15 protein-coding genes are annotated in these 19,108 nt (G+C 71.2%); 6 read left to right on the top strand and 9 right to left on the bottom strand.

Features of this window, described 5'->3' with window-relative positions; all coding sequences use genetic code 11:
• The first annotated feature begins 121 nt into the window (after positions 1–121).
• Together ABT352_RS28005 and ABT352_RS28010 are read left to right on the top strand one after the other, a co-directional pair.
• Positions 122–1,039, top strand: coding sequence for an aldose 1-epimerase family protein (locus tag ABT352_RS28005; protein WP_350947926.1), 918 nt, complete (start codon positions 122–124; stop codon positions 1,037–1,039).
• A gap of 218 nt (positions 1,040–1,257) precedes the next feature.
• Positions 1,258–3,798 carry a penicillin acylase family protein gene (locus ABT352_RS28010; protein WP_350947984.1) on the top strand — a complete coding sequence of 847 codons (2,541 nt, stop codon included), beginning with the start codon at positions 1,258–1,260 and terminating at the stop codon, positions 3,796–3,798.
• Positions 3,799–3,808: 10 nt separating this feature from the next.
• Here ABT352_RS28010 and ABT352_RS28015 read toward each other — a convergent pair whose 3' ends face one another.
• From ABT352_RS28015 to mshB, 4 genes are all read right to left on the bottom strand, one after another.
• On the bottom strand, positions 3,809–5,116 hold the full coding sequence (locus ABT352_RS28015; RefSeq protein ID WP_350947927.1) for an MBL fold metallo-hydrolase: 1,308 nt from the start codon (positions 5,114–5,116) through the stop codon (positions 3,809–3,811).
• A gap of 58 nt (positions 5,117–5,174) precedes the next feature.
• The gene (locus tag ABT352_RS28020; RefSeq protein WP_350947928.1) at positions 5,175–5,609 is read right to left on the bottom strand and encodes a hypothetical protein; all 435 of its coding nucleotides are present in this window, start codon (positions 5,607–5,609) and stop codon (positions 5,175–5,177) included.
• A 65-nt stretch (positions 5,610–5,674) separates the two neighbouring features.
• The gene (locus tag ABT352_RS28025; RefSeq protein WP_350947929.1) at positions 5,675–6,385 is read right to left on the bottom strand and encodes a DUF6113 family protein; all 711 of its coding nucleotides are present in this window, start codon (positions 6,383–6,385) and stop codon (positions 5,675–5,677) included.
• 5 nt (positions 6,386–6,390) lie between these two features.
• Positions 6,391–7,464 carry an N-acetyl-1-D-myo-inositol-2-amino-2-deoxy-alpha-D-glucopyranoside deacetylase gene (gene mshB / locus ABT352_RS28030; protein WP_350947930.1) on the bottom strand — a complete coding sequence of 358 codons (1,074 nt, stop codon included), beginning with the start codon at positions 7,462–7,464 and terminating at the stop codon, positions 6,391–6,393.
• 106 nt (positions 7,465–7,570) lie between these two features.
• On the opposite strand from mshB, the gene ABT352_RS28035 reads away from it, so the two are divergent.
• Positions 7,571–9,631 carry a S9 family peptidase gene (locus ABT352_RS28035; RefSeq protein WP_350947931.1) on the top strand — a complete coding sequence of 687 codons (2,061 nt, stop codon included), beginning with the start codon at positions 7,571–7,573 and terminating at the stop codon, positions 9,629–9,631.
• A gap of 96 nt (positions 9,632–9,727) precedes the next feature.
• Here ABT352_RS28035 and ABT352_RS28040 read toward each other — a convergent pair whose 3' ends face one another.
• Together ABT352_RS28040 and ABT352_RS28045 are read right to left on the bottom strand one after the other, a co-directional pair.
• On the bottom strand, positions 9,728–11,473 hold the full coding sequence (locus ABT352_RS28040) for an ABC transporter ATP-binding protein (RefSeq protein WP_350947932.1): 1,746 nt from the start codon (positions 11,471–11,473) through the stop codon (positions 9,728–9,730).
• Positions 11,473–13,161, bottom strand: coding sequence for an ABC transporter ATP-binding protein (locus tag ABT352_RS28045; RefSeq protein ID WP_350947933.1), 1,689 nt, complete (start codon positions 13,159–13,161; stop codon positions 11,473–11,475). The genes ABT352_RS28040 and ABT352_RS28045 overlap by 1 nt, the downstream gene beginning before the upstream one ends.
• 115 nt (positions 13,162–13,276) lie before the next feature.
• On the opposite strand from ABT352_RS28045, the gene ABT352_RS28050 reads away from it, so the two are divergent.
• Positions 13,277–13,510, top strand: a complete 234-nt coding sequence (locus ABT352_RS28050; RefSeq protein WP_329085846.1) for an RNA polymerase subunit sigma-70 — start codon at positions 13,277–13,279, stop codon at positions 13,508–13,510.
• Positions 13,511–13,512: 2 nt separating this feature from the next.
• Positions 13,513–14,103, top strand: coding sequence for a Clp protease N-terminal domain-containing protein (locus ABT352_RS28055; RefSeq protein ID WP_350947934.1), 591 nt, complete (start codon positions 13,513–13,515; stop codon positions 14,101–14,103).
• Positions 14,104–14,269: 166 nt separating this feature from the next.
• On the opposite strand, the gene ABT352_RS28060 is transcribed toward ABT352_RS28055, so the two are convergent.
• The 3 genes from ABT352_RS28060 to ABT352_RS28070 all read right to left on the bottom strand — a co-directional run bounded on the left by ABT352_RS28060 (position 14,270) and on the right by ABT352_RS28070 (position 17,854).
• Positions 14,270–15,007 (bottom strand): succinate dehydrogenase/fumarate reductase iron-sulfur subunit, encoded by a 738-nt coding sequence (locus ABT352_RS28060; protein WP_350947935.1) that lies wholly within the window; start codon positions 15,005–15,007, stop codon positions 14,270–14,272.
• Positions 15,004–16,950: a fumarate reductase/succinate dehydrogenase flavoprotein subunit gene (locus ABT352_RS28065; RefSeq protein WP_350947936.1), complete on the bottom strand. Its 1,947-nt coding sequence runs from the start codon at positions 16,948–16,950 to the stop codon at positions 15,004–15,006. Before ABT352_RS28065 ends, ABT352_RS28060 begins: the two co-directional genes overlap by 4 nt.
• Positions 16,951–17,089: 139 nt before the next feature.
• The gene (locus ABT352_RS28070; RefSeq protein ID WP_350947937.1) at positions 17,090–17,854 is read right to left on the bottom strand and encodes a succinate dehydrogenase cytochrome b subunit; all 765 of its coding nucleotides are present in this window, start codon (positions 17,852–17,854) and stop codon (positions 17,090–17,092) included.
• Positions 17,855–18,136: 282 nt separating this feature from the next.
• On the opposite strand from ABT352_RS28070, the gene ABT352_RS28075 reads away from it, so the two are divergent.
• A complete protein-coding gene (locus tag ABT352_RS28075) occupies positions 18,137–19,069 on the top strand; it encodes a LysR family transcriptional regulator (RefSeq protein WP_350947938.1) in 933 nt (310 codons plus the stop codon).
• The last annotated feature ends 39 nt before the right edge of the window (positions 19,070–19,108 follow it).

Below are 19,108 nucleotides of genomic sequence, written 5' to 3' on the forward strand. Positions count from 1 at the left end.
CGTGCCATCCGGGAGACGTACTCCCCGTCCACCCGCCGGGGGCCGAGGACTCGGTTATGGCGTGCGCCTTCCCGAGTACGGTCGTGAACCGAGAGCGAGGGCGTAGGTGTTGAATTACGGGGTGAAAAACATCGCGCCCACAGGGGCCCAACACACCATCGCGGACAGCGGTTTCCGGGCCGTCGTCACCGAACTCGGAGCCGGACTACGGAGTCTCACCCTGGACGACCGCCCGCTCGTCGTCGATTTTCCCGAGGACGAGCCCCCGCTCGGCGGGGCGGGGCTGCCGCTGCTTCCCTGGCCGAACAGGGTCGAGGACGGCCGCTACACGTTCGACGGCGAGGAGCGGCAGCTCGCACTGAGCGAGCCCAAGACCGGCAACGCGATCCACGGCTTCTCCCGGTCGTTCCCCTGGACTGTCCTCTTCCACGACGACAGCTCGATCCGGCTGGGGATGCGGCTGTTCCCCCAGCTCGGCTACCCGCACGTCCTTGACCTCTCCGTCCGGTACGCGCTGAGCGCGGCCGGTCTGGAGGTCGAAGTGAGCGTGGAGAACGTCGGCGCCATCGACGCGCCGTACGGCTTCGGAGCCCACCCCTACCTCTCCCTCGGCACCCTCTGCGCTCTTGACGAGGCCCTCCTGGAGCTTCCCGCGGCTCAGTGGATCGCGGTGGACGAGCGGAAGATCCCCACCGGCCGCCACGACGTCGAGGGCACCGAGTACGACTTCAGGGTTCCCCGCCCGATCGGTGGGACGGAGCTCGACACCGCGTTCACCGGTCTGGAGCGCGGCGCCGACGGCCGGGTGCGGGTCACGCTGGCGGCCCCCGACGGGACCGGGGTCGAGCTGTGGGCGGGCGAGGGGATCGAGTGGCTCCAGCTCTACACCGGTGACACCCTGCCGGAAGGTCACCGCCGCCTGGGGCTCGCGGTGGAGCCGATGACCTGCCCGCCGAACGCCTTCCGCAGCGGTGAGGACGTGATCCGGCTCGCCCCCGGCGACCGCGCCGTCCACCACTGGGGGATCGGCCCGATCTGACCGGCGTCCCGGCCCGCCGCTGAGGGCTCGGGTCGTACGAGCGGAACCGGGTCAGACGGCTCGCGGCCACCGTGCCGTGGGTGTTGACCAGGTCGGTAGCAAAAGTCTCATACGCGCATCTTCGCCCTGACGTCGGTGCCGACCCCATGGGGGTGGTGCCACACTTGCGGAAGCATGTCGCCTAGGAGGTTTTTGTGAGGTTCCGCCCGTACGCCTGGATGCCCCGACCGCTCACCTGGCTGGCGCGGGTGCTCACCGTTCTTCTGGTGCTCGGGCTGTTGCTCGCCGGAGCGGGCGTATGGAGCGTGCGAGCGTCCTTCCCACAGCTCGAAGGCGAGCTCAAGGTGGACGGCTTGAAGGGAAAAGTCACCGTATATCGCGATAAGACGGGTATCCCGCACATATACGCAGACTCCCCAGAAGATCTCTTTCTCGCCCAGGGCTACGTCCACGCCCAGGACCGCTTCTTCGAGATGGACTTCCGCCGCCACGTCACCGCGGGACGGCTCTCGGAGATGTTCGGCTCGGCGACGCTCACCGAGGACAGGGTCATCAGGACCATGGGCTGGCGGAAGGTGGCCGAGAAGGAACTCCCCCTGCTCGACGAGCGGACCCGGCGCTACCTGGACGCCTACGCGGGCGGGGTGAACGCCTGGATGAAGCGGAACGACGGCTTCGCCGACAAGAGCCTGGAGTACGTGCTGCTGCGGGCGACCAGCCCGGACTACCGGCCCGAGCCGTGGACCCCGGCCGACTCGCTCGCCTGGCTCAAGGCGATGGCCTGGGACCTGCGCTCCAACATGACCGACGAGATCGGCCGGGCGCTCGCGGCGAGCAAGCTGCCGCGCGGCCGGGTGGAGCAACTCTGGCCCGACTACCCGTACAAGACCAACCAGCCGATCGTCACCCGGGGCTCGGTCGGCGAGCGCGGGTTCCGCCAGGACGAGGAGCCGAAGACGTCCGAGCCCGAGCCGTCAGGGGTGGCGCCCGCCACCGGGGCGCTCACCCGGGCCGCCGAGGCCATCCGCGCGGTGCCGAGCCTGATGGGCGACCCGGCGGGCGGCAGGGGCATCGGCTCGAACTCCTGGGTGGTCGGCGGCGAGCACACCGAGTCGGGCAAACCGATCCTCGCCAACGACCCCCACCTGGGGCCGGGCATGCCCTCGGTCTGGTATCAAGCCGGGCTGCACTGCCGCGTCAAGAGCCCCGAGTGCCCGTTCGACGTCACCGGATTCACCTTCTCCGGCGTGCCCGGCGTGGTCATCGGCCGCAACGACAAGATCGCATGGGGCTTCACCAACCTCGGCCCGGACGTCGCCGACCTCTACCTGGAGCGGATCAAGGACGATTCGTACCTGCTCATGGGCGAGTGGAAGCCGATGACCACCAGGACCGAGACGATCAAGGTGGCCGGGGGCGAGGACGTACGGCTCACGGTGCGCGACACCATGCACGGGCCGATCATCTCCGACGTCCTGGAGAGCGCGAAGGACACGCTGCCCGGCATGGACGCGGTCTTCGAGGAGAAAGGCGACGCGGTCGCGCTCAAGTGGACCGCCCTGGAGCCGGGCAGGACCGCCGACGCGATCTTCGAACTGAACGTCGCTCAGGACTGGCAGCAGTTCAGGGCGGCGGCGAGCAGGTTCGAGGTGCCCGCGCAGAACCTGATCTACGCCGACACCGAGGGCAACATCGGCTACCAGGCCCCCGGGCGGATCCCGGTGCGGACCCGCGGCGACGGCACCTGGCCGGTGCCCGGCTGGACCGGTGAGTACGCCTGGCAGTCGACGATCCCCTTCAACGAGCTGCCCAGCCTCTACAACCCGCCGGAGGGCTACATCGTGACCGCCAACAACGCGGTCATCGACCCCGCCCGATATCCGTACAACCTCACCAAGGACTGGGCGTACGGATACCGCTCCCAGCGCATCCTTCAGCGCCTCCGCGAGGCGCTGAAGGACGGCGGCAAGGTGGACGTGGCGGCGATGAGCGCGCTGCAACAGGACAGCGACAACGGCTTCGCCCGCTTCCTGGTGCCCAGGCTGCTCGACGTCGAGATGGCCGGGCCCGCCAAGGACGCCCGCGAGCTGCTGCGCGAGTGGGACCACGGGCAGGGCGCGGACTCGGCTCCCGCGATGTACTTCAACGCCGTCTGGCGGCACCTGCTCATCGAGACCTTCAACGACGATCTCCCCGAGGGGGCCTGGCCCCAGGGCGGCGACCGCTGGTTCGAGGTCGTACGGGTCATGCTCGACAAGCCGGACGAGGCGTTCTGGGACGACACGACCACCCCGCGCGCCGAGACCCGCGACGACATGCTGCGACGGGCGATGGCGAGGGCCTACGACGAGCTGAACGGCCTGCTCGGCCCGGACGTCAAGGACTGGCGCTGGGGCGACCTGCACTCCCTGGAGCTCGTCCACCAGACCTTCGGCACCTCGGGGATCGGCCCGATCGAGTGGCTGTTCAACCGGGGTCCGTTCCCGGTCGCGGGCAGCGACGACGCGGTCAACGCCGCGGGGTGGGACGTACGGGACGGTTACGCGGTGAGCTGGCTGCCGTCCATGCGGATGGTGGTGGACCTGGCGAACCCGGACAAGTCCCGATGGATCAACCTGACCGGTGCCTCCGGCCACGCGTTCCACGACAACTACTGGGACCAGGCGCCACTGTGGGCGCGCGGCGAGACCACCCCCATGCTCGCCGGCCAGGAGGCCGTCAAGAAGGCGGCCACCCACACCCTGACGCTCAGCCCTTGAGGCTCCGCTGTCAGGGCGTCAGGGCGCGGGACTCGCCGACGGCGAGGTCCCACAGGTCGGCGCGGTCCCGCCCGGCCTGTGCCCACGCCACCCTCGCCTCCTCCACCGGCGCGAGGAGCGACTCCCCCGACAGGACGAACGTGCCCCAGTGCATGGTCGCCATCCGGCGCGCCCCCACGTCCTGGCACGCCCGCACGGCCTGCTCGGGATCGACGTGCGCGGCCTGCATGAACCAGCGGGGCTCGAACGCCCCCACCGGCATCAGGGCCAGGTCGATGCCGTCCGGGTAGCGGGCGCCGATCTGCGCGAAGCGCTCACCGTACGCGCTGTCCCCGGCGAAGTAGATCGTCTGGTCGTCGGAGGCGATCACCCAGCCGCCCCAGAGGGTCTTGCAGGTGTCCCAGATCGACCGGCGGCTCCAGTGGTGGGCGGGGACGAAGTCGAAGCGGACGTCCCCCACCCGGGTGCTCTCCCACCAGTCGAGCTCGGTGACGTCACGGAATCCGCGCCGGGTGAACCAGGACCTGAGCCCGGCCGGTACGAGGACGGGCGTGCTGCGCGGCAACCGCCGCACCGTCCACGCGTCCAGGTGGTCGTAGTGGTTGTGGCTGATCACCACGGCGTCGATCCTGGGCAGGTCCGCCCACGCGACGCCGGGCGGGGTGAGGCGGGGCCGGTGGACACCGACGATCTTCCTCGCCCAGACCGGATCCGTGAGAATGGTGAGCCCGCCGATCTGCACCACGTACGTCGCGTGTCCCACCCAGGTGACGACCGCCTCGGTCCCCGCCGGCCGTGGGAGCCCGTTCCTGTGGACCGGGATGCGGTCCGCGTCCCCGACGTCGGGCCGGAGCGTGCCGTGCCAGGCGACCGCCAGCAACTCCTGGAACGTCGGGATCGGCGAGGTCAGCCGGTCCCTGAAGCCATCCGGCCACGACCGTCTCGGCAGGGGCTCCGGCCGCCTCGGCGGCGCGGGCGGTACGGGAGGCGCGGGTCGCACGGAGGTCCCGGACCGTACGGGGAACTTCGCCCTCGTCGAGGTTCCCGTCGAGAAAGCCGGCGAGAGAGCCAACGAGGGGGCCGTCGAGGGAGCGGAGAGCACGGAGGAACGGGATGCCGCCTCGGCGATGGCCGTACGCGGTCCTGAGGGGCGATCCCGCACCGCCCGGCCGGCGGTGCGGCCCAGTTTCCTGAGGGCTCGCGCCGGTCGCGCGGTGAAGCGGGCCGACCATCCGGGACGCCATGGAGGCACCGCGACGAGGCCGTCGAATTCCGCGGGCAGGTGGGAGGCGGTTGCTGGGTGGGAGGTCTGTGACATGGGCGGCCCCCTTCGGTCATCGACAGCTCACCCCTTGTAGATCCCCCCACAGCGGGATTCATTCCTTTTGTGGGGATCTGGTGTTACGCCACCAGGGCGACCTTCGGACGTAGTTGCCGTCCTCCAGGTTCGCCAGCCGCTCGAAAAGGTTCCACGAAGCCTGGTTTCCGCAGATCATCATGGAGACGACCACCGCGACGACGTAGAGCGGGAGCATCGGCAGACCCACGCAGCACATGTACTGGGAGGCGTGCCGGTCCTCATGCTTGAGCAGGGCGCCGGTGAGAAAGCCCTCCGGGTGCTTGGTCAGCACCACGTTCCCCACGGTGAACGCCGAGGCGATCGGGAACCCGAAGCGGTAGCCGTACGCCAGGAGCAGCCCGTCGGGCCCGGGCGTCACCTGGGCGCGGCCGACGCGCGCCAGGAGCAGCCCCAGCGGTGTGGACAGGTTGACGTAGTTGAGGGTTCGCCGTACTCGATGTAACCGCCGCATACCCGGATTGTCCGCCATCGGGGCGGCGAGCGACAGACGCCCCGGGACGCCGAGCGGGGGCCGCGTCAGGGAGCGGACGTGCCCGGTGGTGCGGGTGGGGTCTGGGAGCCGGGAGGGACCCGGCCGGGCGGGGTCTGATCCGGCCCGGCCCGGTCGGGCTGTACGGAACCGGGTACGACCGAGTCGGGCGGCGCAGCACCGGACCGGGCCGGGCCGGGCGCGGCCGAGCCGGACCGAGCCGGGCCCGGCGGAATCCCCGGGTCGGACGTCGCGGGCGAGGGCGGAGAACCGGGCGGGAAACCGGACGGAGGCGGGGAATCCGGCGGTATCGGCGCGGACTCGGGACCGGAGCGGTAGCCGTCCGAGGTGGGCGGCCACGTCCCGCCCAGGATGGCCGACGGCGAGAGCATGATCCCCACCGTGACCGCCGCGAGCCCTCCGTAGAGGTAAAGGTAACCGGACAGGTCGTTGGCGATGACCAGGTCGCCCTCCGGCCGTCCGGAGATCCAGATCATGGTGATCAGCGCCCAGCCCGCCACGAACGCCACGGCCGCGGACTTGCCGTGCGTCATCCGGCCGGCCCCGTAGGGGATCGCGAACAGCAGGGCGAGGCAGACGACGGCGGAGACCGGGACGGGCCTGATGTACCAGGAGTGCTGGAAGCCTCCCAGAACGCCCAGCAGCAGCCCGAGCACGAAGAGCACGGCGTTCGTCGCCACGGCGACAACCGTCTCCGAGGGCGCGCGCACAGCCGGGACCTGCTCCATCACAAGCATCGAGGCTAGTGGATCCCGGCGAAGAGATCGTCCTCACGGTCGTACGGCTCGCCGAGCCCGCCCATTTCGATCGGCGCTCCCGGGCCCGCGGGACCCCGTACACCGGAGCGGAGGATGAAGTGCTCGACCCCGAGGAGTTCCTGGCCGACGTCGTTGGACAGGGCGAACCAGGGCGGGCTCACGCTGATCTGGGTGGCGTGCGCCCGCAACGCCTCGGTCTTCCTGTCGATGTGGGCGCGGGCGTCGATCTCGGTGGTGACGTCCCCGTCAGCGCAACCGAACGGCAGGTCGTCGACCGGCTCGACGAGAAAGGGGGTGCCGCTCTCGCGCATCGCCTCCTCGCTCCTGTACAGCACGGATCTGGGGACGGCGGTGTGGTAGAACTTCGCGACCCGCCACGGCCCGTCCCCGCCGAGCACCTCTCCGGACGCCCCACCGGCCCTCTCACCAAGCGCCACTCCACCCCCTCCACCGGACGCCCCACCGGCCCTCTCGCCGGGCACCTCGCCGCCCCCTCCACCGGACGCCTCCCCGGACGCGGAAGCGCCCTCCGAGCGGGTCACGGAGCCCGAGAGCACCCCGAACCCCGGGTCGGCGGCCAGCTCGACGGCCCGCCAGGCGACGCGGTGGGCCTGGATGTGGTCGGGGTGGCCGTAGAAACCGTTCTCGTCATAGGTGACGAGCACCTGGGGCCGCACCTCGCGGATGATCCTCGCGAGCTCGCCCGCCGCCTCGTCCAGGTCTGCCCTCCAGAAGGCGTTCTCCCTGTGGTTGGAGGCGGCGCCCATCATGCCCGAGTCCCTCCAGCGGCCGGGGCCGCCCAGGAAGCGGTGGTCGGTGACGCCGAGCGCCGCGCAGGCCGCGGCGAGCTCCCCGACGCGATGCCCGCCCAGCGTGTCGTCGCGGTCGGCGGTCAGGTGGGCCAGCTCCGGGGGGATGACCTCGCCCTCCTCCCCCAGCGTGCAGGTCACCAGCGTGACGTGCGCGCCCTCGGCGGCGTACCTGGCCATGGTGGCTCCGCTGCCGATCGTCTCGTCGTCCGGGTGGGCGTGTACGAGCATGAGGCGCCGATCAGTCATGCGTCCGAGGGTATCGATGCCGGGCATCGCCCAGAACCTCCGAATTCCCTTACCGGCGGTCCCTGGAAAACAAGACACTCGATGCGGAACTGGCAAGATGGCTCGTATGAGTGAGAGCTTCCCTCGCCTGCACGCCAGAACCCGTCGATTCACCCTCGGGGTGCCGCGCGGCTTCACGATCGCCCCGGGCGGTGACCGCGTCGTCTTCCTCCGGACCAGGAGCGGCTTCGACCCGGTGACCTGCCTGTGGGAGTACGACGTCCTCAGCGGCACGGAACGGCTCATCGCCGACCCTCGCGCGCTGGCGGCCGACGAGGAGGATCTGCCGCCCGAGGAGCGGGCGCGCCGCGAGCGGAGCAGGGAGCAGGCCGGGGGCATCGTCGGATACAGCACCGACTCGGCGGTGACCGTCGCCGCGTTCGCGCTCTCCGGGGGCCTCTACGTCGTCGACCTGAAGACCAGGAACGTACGGCGGCTGACGACCTCCGGGCCGGTGATCGACCCCCGGATGTCCCCCACCGGCGTCCACGTCGGCTATGTGACCGGCGGCGCGTTCCACATCCAGGACCTGGAGGACGAGGTCGACCACGCGCTGGCCCGTCCCGAGTCTCCCGAGGTGACGTACGGCCTCGCCGAGTTCATCGCCGCCGAGGAGATGGACCGTATGCGGGGCTACTGGTGGTCGCCGTCGGGTGAGGCGATCCTGGTCGAGCGGGCCGACGAGTCGCCGGTGCAGCACTGGCACATCGCCGACCCGGCCAACCCGGCCCGCCCCGCCACCGAGCAGCGCTACCCCGCCGCCGGTACGCCCAACGCCGGGGTCGAGCTCTTCGTCCTCACCCTCGACGGGGCCCGCGTCCCGGTGCCCTTCGACGACGAATACCTCGTCAACGCCGGCTGGGACGCCCACGGCCTCTCGATCGTCACCATGACGCGCGACCAGCGGACCATGCGGCTGTTCGACGTCGACCCCGCCACCGGCACCTCCACGCTCGTCCGTGAGGACACCGACCCCGCCTGGGTCGACGTCGTCACCGGTGTTCCCGGCCACCTGTCCGACGGCAGCCTCGTCTGGGCCGCCACCGCCGAGGGCGGCCATCGCCTGATCGTCGGCGACTCCCCCGTCACGCCGCCCACCCTCCAGGTCCGTCAGATCCTCGACATCGACGGCGAGACCGTGCTCTTCCGCGCGAGCGGTGAGCCCACCGAGATCGCCGTCTGGGCCTACCGGCGGGGCCAGATCACCCTGGTCAGCCCGACCGAGGGCGGCGTCTACAGCGGCCACACCGCGGGCGGCACCCTGGTGATCACCGGCCAGACCCTGGGCAGCGAGGGTTCGGTCACCCGCGTCCTGCACAACGGCACGCCCCGCGGCCACATCACCTCCCACGCCGAACGTCCCACCCTGGACCTGCGGGTCTCCCTGATCAAGGCGGGCGAGCGCGACCTGTCCACCGCCGTGCTCCTGCCCGCCGGGCACGTGCCGGGCTCGGCGAGGCTGCCGGTCCTCATGGACCCGTACGGCGGACCGCACGCCCAGCGCGTGCTCGCCGCGAGCGGAGCGCACCTGACCAGCCAGTGGTTCGCCGACCAGGGCTTCGCGGTGGTCGTCGCCGACGGCCGCGGCACCCCGGGGCGCGGCCCGGAGTTCGAGCGGGCCGTCCTGCACGATCTGGCCACCCCGATCCTGGAGGACCAGATCGACGCCCTGCACGGCGCCGCCGCGCGGTTCCCCGACGACCTGGACCTGTCGCGGGTCGGCATCAGGGGCTGGTCGTTCGGCGGCTACCTGGCCGCCCTCGCCGTGCTCCGCCGCCCCGACGTGTTCCACGCGGCCGTCGCCGGTGCCCCGGTGACCGACTGGCGCCTGTACGACACCTGCTACACCGAGCGCTACCTCGGCCACCCCGACGAGGGCCACTACGACTCCTCGTCGCTGTTCGCCGACGCCGAGAAGCTGGACCGCCCCCTGCTGCTGATCCACGGCCTCGCCGACGACAACGTGGTCGCCGCGCACACCCTGCGCCTGTCCTCCGCCCTGCTGGCGGCGGGCCGCCCGCACAACGTGCTGCCGCTGTCGGGGGTGACCCACATGACCCCGCAGGAGACCGTGGCGGAGAACCTGCTGCTCCTCCAGGTCGACTTCCTGAAGAAAGCCCTGTCCTGAGCTCTCCTCGGTAAGGCTCTGTCCCGAGCCTTACCGAGGTTGTCGGTGGTTCTGGCCAGGAGGGTTGCGAAGGTGCGAGCCGTGCGAGCCCCGCTCTCATCGGGAGGTGCCGTGCCAGCTGCTCCACAGTGCCGCGTACGAGCCTCCGGCCGCGACCAGCTCCTCGTGCGAGCCGAGCTCGCTGACGCGGCCGTCCTCCACCACCGCGACGCGGTCGGCGTCGTGGGCCGTGTAGAGGCGGTGGGCGATCGCGATGACCGTACGTCCTTCGAGGACGGCGGCGAGTGAGCGCTCCAGGTGGCGGGCGGCGCGGGGGTCGATCAGCGAGGTGGCCTCGTCCAGGACGAGGGTGTGCGGATCGGCGAGGACCAACCGGGCCAGGGCGAGCTGCTGCGCCTGGGCGGCGGGGACGGCCTCGCCGCCGGAGCCGACGACCGTGTCGAGCCCTTCGGGCAGGGCCTCGACCCACTCCCAGGCGTCGACGGCCTCCAGCACCTCGCGGACCCGTGCGTCGTCGGCGTCGGGCCTGGCGATCAGCACGTTCTCGCGTACGGTGCCGCGGAAGACGTGGTGTTCCTGGGTCACCAGGGCGACGTGGCCGCGCAGGTCGTCCAGGGGGAGTTCGACGAGCGGGACGCCGCCGACCGCGACCGAGCCGGTGCGGGGGCCGTGGATGCCCGCGAGCAGGCGTCCCAGCGTGGACTTGCCCGCCCCCGACGGGCCGACCATGGCGAGCCGCTCCCCCGGCCTGATCGTGAGGTCGATGCCGTGCAGCACGTCGTGGCCCTCGCGGTAGGCGTAGCGGACGTCGTCGGCCCTCAGCTCGCTGCCCTCGGGAGCGGCGGAGGTGGCCTCGCGGTCGTCGGGCACCTCGGCGACGCCCAGCAGGCGGGCCATGGAGGCGCCGCCGACCTGGAGCTCGTCGATCCACATGAGCAGCCGGTCGAGCGGGTCGATGAGCTGCTGGACGTACAGGGTGGCGGCGGTGACCTGCCCCAGCGATACCCAGCCCCGGGTGTAGAAGAGGCCGCCGATGACGAGCGTCGCCACGATCGGGATCACGTAGCCGAGCTCGACCGTGGGGAACCAGACCGTGCGCAGCCCCATCGTGTATCTCTCGGCCGCCCACGACTCGGCGATGTCGGCGTCGGTGCGGCGGTGGCGCCGGTCCTGCAGGCCCAGGGCCTCCACGGCGCGGGCGCCGTTCACCGTCTCGGCGAGGCCGTCGGTCATGTCGGCGTACGCCGCGCTCTCTCGCAGGTATCCGTCTCTGGCCCGCTTGAGATACCAGCGGGTGGAGATCCACAGGACGGGGACGGCGAGCAGCGAGGGCAGCGCGAGCAGCGGCCCGACCAGCAGCAGCGCGCCGACGGTGATCACGCAGGTGACGAGCGCGATCAGGGTCTCCGGCACGGCGTGCCGCACGGTGCGCGACAGCGAGTCGACGTCGCGGGAGGTCCTGGAGATCAGGTCGCCGGATCCGGCGCGCTCGACCGTGGACAGCGGCAGGCCGAGCACCCGCCCGACGAACTCCTCGCGCAGCTCGGCGAGGACCTTCTCCCCGAGCCTGGAGGAGAAGTAGACGGCGAACCTGACCAGCACCGCCTGGGCGACCACGAAGCCGCCGATGGCGAGCGACACCCCGGTGACGTCGATCCCCGAGTCGTCGTGGACGCCCTGGACGAGGCCACCGAGCAGCCACGGCGCCGTCAGGCCCGCGACGGCGGCGAGGGCGTGCAGGAGGAGCGCCACGGTCAGGTCGCGGGGGTACTTCAGGGTGAGCCTGCGGGCGTACGCGCGGACCTGCGACTGGTCGGCGACGGGCAGGATCTGCCTGCTCATCACGCTTCTCCCCGGGTGACGACGGCGGCGTAACCGGGGTGGGCGGCGAGCAGCTCCCGGTGCGTGCCCTGGGCGCGCACGACGCCTCCTTCGACGTAGACGACGTGGTCGGTGCGGTCGAGCACCAGCGGGCTCGTCGTGCAGACCAGCGTGGTCCTGCCCGCGCGTGCCTTGGCCAGCCGGTCGGCGATGCGCGCCTCGCTGTGGGCGTCGACCGCGCTGGTGGGCTCGATGAGGATGAGCACCTCCGGGTCGAGGGTGAGCGCCCTGGCGAGCCGGAGCCGCTGCTGCTGGCCGCCGGAGAACTCCCGGCCCGCCTCGGCGACGCGCCCGCCGAGGCCTCCGGGCAGCGCCTCGACGATGTCCTCGGCGCACGCGACCCGCAGCGCCCGGCCCAGCTCCTCGTCCGTGGCGCGCCCTGTGACGTCGAGCTCGTCCCTGAGCACTCCGGCGAACAGTCTCGCGTCGTTGCCGGCGACGAGGATCCGGCGGCGCACCTCGGAGACCGGCAGGGTCGCGAGCGACACGTCGCCGAAGTCGACGTCGCCCTCGCCGTAGCGGCCGAGCCGGTCGGCGATGGCCTCGGCCTCCTCGGGGACGGCCGCCGCGACGGCGGTGAGCATGCCGGGACGCACGGCGACCCCGGAGGCGACGTCGCGCAGCAGGCCGCCCTCCGAGCGGCCGGTGCCGCCCTCCACCTCCGGCCTCAGCGAGAGGATGCGCACCACCCTGCGGGCGGCGACGTGCCCCTTGGTCAGCTTGTCCGCGGCCTCGGTGAGGGTGCGTACGGGGGCGATGAGGAAGGCCGCGTAGCCGTAGAAGGCGACGAGCTGGCCGGCGCTGATCTCGCCGCGCGTCGCGAAGGTCGCGCCGAGCCAGGTCACCGCGGTGACCAGCAGCCCGGGCAGCAGGACCTGCGCGCCCTCCAGCATCGACTCCACCGAGGCCACCCGCACCCCCGCCCGCCGCACCCGCTGGGACTCGGCGCCGTAGCGGTCGGCGAAGACCCGCTCGCCGCCGATGCCGCGCAGCACCCGCAGGCCGGAGACGATGTCCGCGGCGCGGGTGGAGAGGTCGCCCTGCAGGTCGCGGTGGGCGTTCTGGCGGTGGTGCAGCGGCCTGAGCAGGGGGGCGACGGCGACCGCCATCACGGGCAGGCCCGCCAGCACCATCAGGCCGAGCGGCGCCGAGCTGCTCAGCAGGATGACGGTCACGACGACGACGGCGACGGCCGCGCCACCGCCCCGGATGAGGATGTCGATCGTGTTGCCGATGTGGGCGATGTCGGAGTTGCCGACGCTGACGACCTCGCCGGTGGACATGCGCTTGGGCAGGGTCGCGCCCAGCCTGGTCGCCTGCCTCGCGGTGACCTGGACGGTCCGGTAGGCGGCGGCGAGCCAGTTGTAGACGGCCATCCGGTGGCGCAGGATGCCGGCGACGGCCTGGGTGACGCCCAGGGCGAGCACCACCCCGCCCCAGGTGGTCAGGGAAGGCACGTCCTTCGCCGTGATGGCGTCGATCCCCTTGCCCATGGCGTACGGCACGAGGGCCATCGCGAGCCACCACAGGATGGCGTAGGCGATGCCGAGGAGCAGCGGGCCCATCTGCGCGCGGGCCACCCACCACAGGTATCCGAAAGGGCTGCGGGCATCGGGAACGCCGGGGTCGGCGACAGGTAGGGAGCGCATCTCACAGCAAGGGTCACAAACTTCGACCAGGCCCGGCAAACCATTTTCGGCCTTCCCGGCGTGTCGCCGTCAATTGGGGTTGACAAGCACATCACGTCAACCTAAATTGACAGACATGAGCGATACGGCACAACTGGCATCCGACGCCGGCAGCCGCGATCCGGCCGTCGGCCTGCGGGCCGTACGGGCACTGCGGACACTGGTCGACCGGCTGGAGGCACTCCAGGTGGAGAACGCACGCGAGCAGGGCTGGTCCTGGCAGGAGATCGCGCACTGCCTGGAGGTCACCCGGCAGGCGGTGCACAAGAAGTACGCGGGTGGCCGAGGTTTACTGAGACGGGAGAGATAGCGATGTTCGAACGGTTCCATCACGATGCCCGCCAGGCGGTGGTCCTCGCCCAGGAGAACGCCCGCAAACTGCGGCACGACGTCATCGGCACCGAGCACATCCTGCTCGGCCTGCTCGCCCAGCCGGAAAGCGTCTCGGCGCGGGTGCTCGGCCGCCACGGCCTCGACCACGCCCGCGCCTACCGGTCGGTCACCCGCCTCACCCCCTCAAAGCCCGGCGACGCGCTCGACGCCGAGGCGCTGGAGTCGATCGGCATCGACCTGTCCGCCGTGCGGGAGAAGGTCGAGGCGACCTTCGGACCCGGCGCGCTGGACCGCAAACCCGACATCCAGCGGCGGGGCCGGCTGTTCGGCTTCCACGTCCCCTTCAGCCCTCGGGCGAAGAAGACCCTGGAGCTGTCCCTGCGCGAGGCCGTGAACCTCAAGCACAAGCACATCGGCGACGGCCACATCCTGCTGGGCATCCTGCGCGACGGCGGAGGGCGGGGCGGCGAGGTCCTGGCCGACGCGGGCATCGACCCCGCGACCCTGCGACGGGAGATCGTGAGCGAGCTCGGCCGTCCACCCGGAGGCCCCGGAGGACACCGGCCCTGACGGGGGGCGGAAACCACACCCGGCACGTCACCGGCTCGGGACGGTGAAGGCGGCCACGCCCGGACACCGACGGCCTGGAACGGTGAAGGCGGAAACCACACCGGTCAGGGAAAACCGGAAAGCGGGAGCCGTGCCCGGTGTGGGGCGGCTCCCGCTTCCGGGAGATCTACTTCGCGGCTCGCAGGTAGTCGCGGTTCATCTGGGCGATGGTGTCCAGCGGGATGCCCTTCGGGCAGACCGCCGTGCACTCCCCGGTGTTGGTGCAGCCGCCGAAGCCCTCCGCGTCCATCTGCTCGACCATCGCCTTGGCGCGGGAGTCGCGCTCGGGCTGGCCCTGCGGCAGCAGGGCGAGGTGGGTGATCTTGGCAGCCGTGAAGAGGGAGGCCGAGCCGTTCGGGCAGGCGGCGACGCAGGCGCCGCAGCCGATGCAGGTGGCCGCGTCGAACGCCGAGTCGGCGTCGTCCTTCTTCACCGGGACGCTGTGCGCGTCGGGGGCCGATCCCGCGGGGACCGAGACGAAGCCGCCCGCCTGGATGATCCGGTCGAACGCCGAGCGGTCCACGACCAGGTCCTTCACCACCGGGAAGGGCGCCGCGCGCCACGGCTCGATGGTGATGACCGCGTTGTCCTCGAAGTGCCGCATGTGCAGCTGGCAGGTGGTGGTGGCCACCTGCTCGCCGTGCGCGACCCCGTTGATGACCATGCCGCACATGCCGCAGATGCCCTCGCGGCAGTCGTGGTCGAAGGCGATCGGGTCGTCGCCCTCCAGGATGAGCCGCTCGTTGAGGACGTCGAGCATCTCCAGGAAGGACATGTCCGGTGACACGTCCTCGACCCGGTAGTTGACCATACGGCCCTTGTCCTCGGGCCCCTTCTGCCGCCAGATCTTGAGAGTGAGGTTCACTTGTAACTCCGCTGGCTCATCTTGACGTACTCGTAGTCGAGTTCTTCCTTGTGCAGGATCGGGCCCTGCTCCCCGTACTCCCAGGCGGCGACGTAGGCGAAGTGCTCGTCGTCGCGCAGGGCCTCGCCGTCGGCGTCCTGCGACTCGGCGCGGAAGTGGCCGCCGCAGGACTCGGTACGGTGCAGCGCGTCGATGCACATCAGCTCGGCCAGGTCGAAGAAGTCGGCCACCCGCCCGGCCCGCTCAAGCGCCTGGTTGAGCTCCCCGGCCTCGCCGGAGACCTTCACGTTCTTCCAGAACTCCTCGCGCAGCTCGGGGATCCGCTCCAGGGCCTTGCGCAGCGACTCCTCGGTGCGCTCCATGCCGCAGTGGTCCCACATGAGCCTGCCCAGCTCGCGGTGGTAGGAGTCGGCGGTGCGGTCGCCGTCGTTCGACAGCAGCCTGGCGATCTTCTCGCGCACCGCGACCTCGGCCTCCGCCACGGCCTCCTCGTCGACCTCGCCGTACGGACCGTTCGCGAGGTAGTCGCCGATCGTGGTCGGCAGCACGAAGTAGCCGTCGGCCAGGCCCTGCATCAGCGCGGACGCGCCGAGGCGGTTGGCGCCGTGGTCGGAGAAGTTGGCCTCGCCGATCACGAACAGGCCGGGGATCGTGGACTGCAGGTCGTAGTCCACCCACAGGCCGCCCATCGTGTAGTGGACGGCCGGGTAGATGCGCATCGGCTGGGCGTAGGGGTCCTCGCCGGTGATGCGCTCGTACATCTCGAAGAGGTTGCCGTACTTCTTCTCCACCGCGTCGCGGCCCAGGCGGCGGATCGCGTCGGCGAAGTCGAGGTAGACGCCCAGGCCGCCGGGTCCGACGCCGCGGCCCTCGTCGCAGACGTTCTTGGCGGCGCGGGAGGCGATGTCGCGCGGGACCAGGTTGCCGAACGCCGGGTAGATGCGCTCCAGGTAGTAGTCGCGCTCCTCCTCGGGGATCTCCGAGGCCGGACGGCTGTCGCCCCGCTCCAGCGGCACCCACACGCGGCCGTCGTTGCGCAGCGACTCCGACATCAGCGTCAGCTTCGACTGGTAGTCGCCGCTGACCGGGATGCAGGTCGGGTGGATCTGGGTGTAGCAGGGGTTGGCGAACATCGCGCCGCGCCGGTGCGCCCGCCAGATCGCCGTGGTGTTGCAGCCCTTGGCGTTGGTCGAGAGGAAGAACACGTTGCCGTACCCGCCGCTCGCCAGCACGACCGCGTCGGCCAGGTGCCGCTCGATCTCGCCGGTGACCATGTCGCGGACGATGACGCCGCGCGCCCGGCCGTCGGAGACGATCAGGTCGAGCATCTCGTGGCGGGTGTGCATCTCGACGGTTCCCGCCGCGATCTGCCGCTCCAGCGCCTGGTACGCGCCGAGCAGGAGCTGCTGGCCCGTCTGGCCGCGCGCGTAGAAGGTGCGGGAGACCTGCGCGCCGCCGAAGGAGCGGGTGTCGAGCAGGCCGCCGTACTCGCGGGCGAACGGCACGCCCTGGGCCACGGCCTGGTCGATGATGTTCACGCTGACCTGGGCGAGCCGGTAGACGTTGGACTCGCGGGCGCGGAAGTCGCCGCCCTTGACCGTGTCGTAGAACAGCCGGTAGATCGAGTCGCCGTCGCCCCGGTAGTTCTTCGCCGCGTTGATGCCGCCCTGGGCCGCGATGGAGTGCGCGCGGCGGGGCGTGTCCTGGTAGCAGAAGGACTTGACGTTGTAGCCCAGCTCGCCGAGGGTCGCGGCGGCCGAACCGCCCGCGAGCCCCGTGCCCACGACGATGACGTTGAGCTTGCGCTTGTTGGCCGGGTTGACCAGCTTGGCGCCGAACTTGCGCTTCTCCCAGCGGTCCTCGATCGGGCCTTCGGGAGCCTTGGTGTCGCGGATCGGCGCGCCCTCCGTATATCCCGGATATCCCGCGTGTCCCGTGCTCATGCCCCGCTCACCGCTCCTCGCTCACCACGCGGAAGATCCGCTCCTCGTACGCCGGCTCCCCGCACGCCTCGCGAAGGACCCGCCTCTCGTTCGTCGCACCGGAGATCGGCTCCCCGTACGCCGCCGCGCCCGGCTCCGCTCACTTGATCACTCCGACCGCGACCGCGACCGGGACCGCGAGGAAGCCGACGACCAGCAGGGCGGACAGCCCCGTGGCGGCGGCCCTCAGCGAGCGGTAGCCTCGGCGGCTCGCCAGGCCGAGCGTCTGGAAGGCGCTCCACAGGCCGTGGCGCAGGTGCAGGCCGACCATGACGACCGCGAACACGTAGAACAGGGTGACCCACCAGCGGGACGGCGCGAAGCCCTCGACGAGGCGCTCGTACGGGGTGGAGCCGGCACCGGCCGGGTTCGCCGCGCCGAACGTCAGGTCGAGCAGGTGGTAGACCACGAACAGCACGATGACGACGCCGCCGTAGCGCATCGTGTGGACCGCGTAGCCGTTCGCCCGGGATTTGCGCCTCGCCGCGTACCTGACCGGGCGGGCCTTGCGCGCCCGCCTGGCCAGCGAGATCGCCGCCCACATGTGCAGGCCGACCGCGACGACCAGTCCGATCTCGACGACGGTCAGCAGGGTGCGGTGCGGGAGGATCGGCTCGCCCATGGTCCGCAGGAAGGCCGCGTAGGAGTTGAAGGACTCCGCGCCGAAGAAACTCTTGAGGTTTCCGGCCATGTGCCCGACGAGGAAGAGCACCATCACGGCACCCGTGACGGCCATCACGGCCTTCTTGCCGTTGGTGGAACCCAGGAAACCGCCCCGCCGCCTGGGTCTCGTCGACTTCGCGGGGGCGTCCGCCGAAGGTTTCACCGGCGCGGTGGCGGATCCGCGCTCAATCGTGGCAGTCACGTTCATCACGCTAGGTAGGAGGGTTTACCACCGTCCAAGTCATCGAGGATGTGGTTTCCATAGCCTGCGGCTATCACCTCTGCGCTTCTGCCGCTTCCGGAGGCGCGACCGCCCCGCTGTGCGAGCAATCTCACAACTTCCTTATGGGGCAATCTCCCATTTTCTCCCGTGTCGCCGTCGGCCCCGAATCCAAGGCCGGAGGATCCATGCGCTATAAATACCCGCACGTCCGGTATGTCCCGGCAGGCATCCGCCCCCGGCGACCCCCTACGCTTGGGAAACGTGCAGCTCCAGCAACTCGCCTACTTCGTGGCGGTCGCCGAGGCCCGCCACTTCACCCAGGCCGCCGAGAGGATGCGCGTCGCCCAGCCCTCGCTGAGCAAGCAGATCAAGGCCCTGGAGGCCGAACTCGGCGCGTCGCTGTTCAGCCGCGCCCGGGGGAACGTCACGCTCACCCCCGCGGGCGAGGCCCTGCTCCCGCTGGCCCGCAGGATGCTGGCCGACGCCGAGACCGCGAGAAGCGAGGTCGGCGAGCTGGTGGGACTGCGCCGCGGCCGGGTCCGGCTGGGCGCGACCCCCTCGCTCTGCGCCGGGCTGCTCGCCGACGCGCTGGCCAGGTTCCACCACGCCTACCCCGGCATCGAGCTGTTCGTGGAGGAGGGCGGCTCCCGCGACCTGGTCCGCACCCTCGCCCGGGGCCAGCTCGACCTGGCGTTGATCATCATGCCGCTGCACAACGACGATCCCGCCCTCGTCACCGAGGAGATCCTGCGGGAGAACCTCGTCGTCGCCTCCCCCTCCGACGACCACCCCCGCAAGCCGTACGCGCGCATCGAGGAGCTGCGGCGGCGGCCGATGGTGATGTTCAGGCGCGGGTACGACCTGCGGGAGGCCACGCTCAGCGCCTGCAGGCAGGCCGGGTTCGAGCCCATGTTCGCGGTGGAGGGCGGCGAGATGGACGCCGTGCTGCGCTTCGTCGAGGCCGGGCTGGGCGTCGCCCTGGTCCCCTCGATGGTGCTGGACGGTCGTCCCGGACTGGCGGGCACCCCCCTGGCGCCCCCCGGACTGCGCCGCACCATAGCGATCGCGCACCGCAAGGACGTCGAGCCCACCAGGGCCGCCCAGGCCTTCCGCGCGACCCTGCTCCGCTTCCTCACCGAGGCCGCCCGCGACGGCAGCCTTCCGCAGGGGGTCGACCTGATCACCGAGAGCTGACGGTGCAGGAGGAGGCGGGAGCTTTGCCGCGTTCCCATG

This window comes from Streptosporangium sp. NPDC000563 (genome assembly GCF_040299985.1).
Classification (GTDB): Bacteria; Actinomycetota; Actinomycetes; order Streptosporangiales; family Streptosporangiaceae; genus Streptosporangium.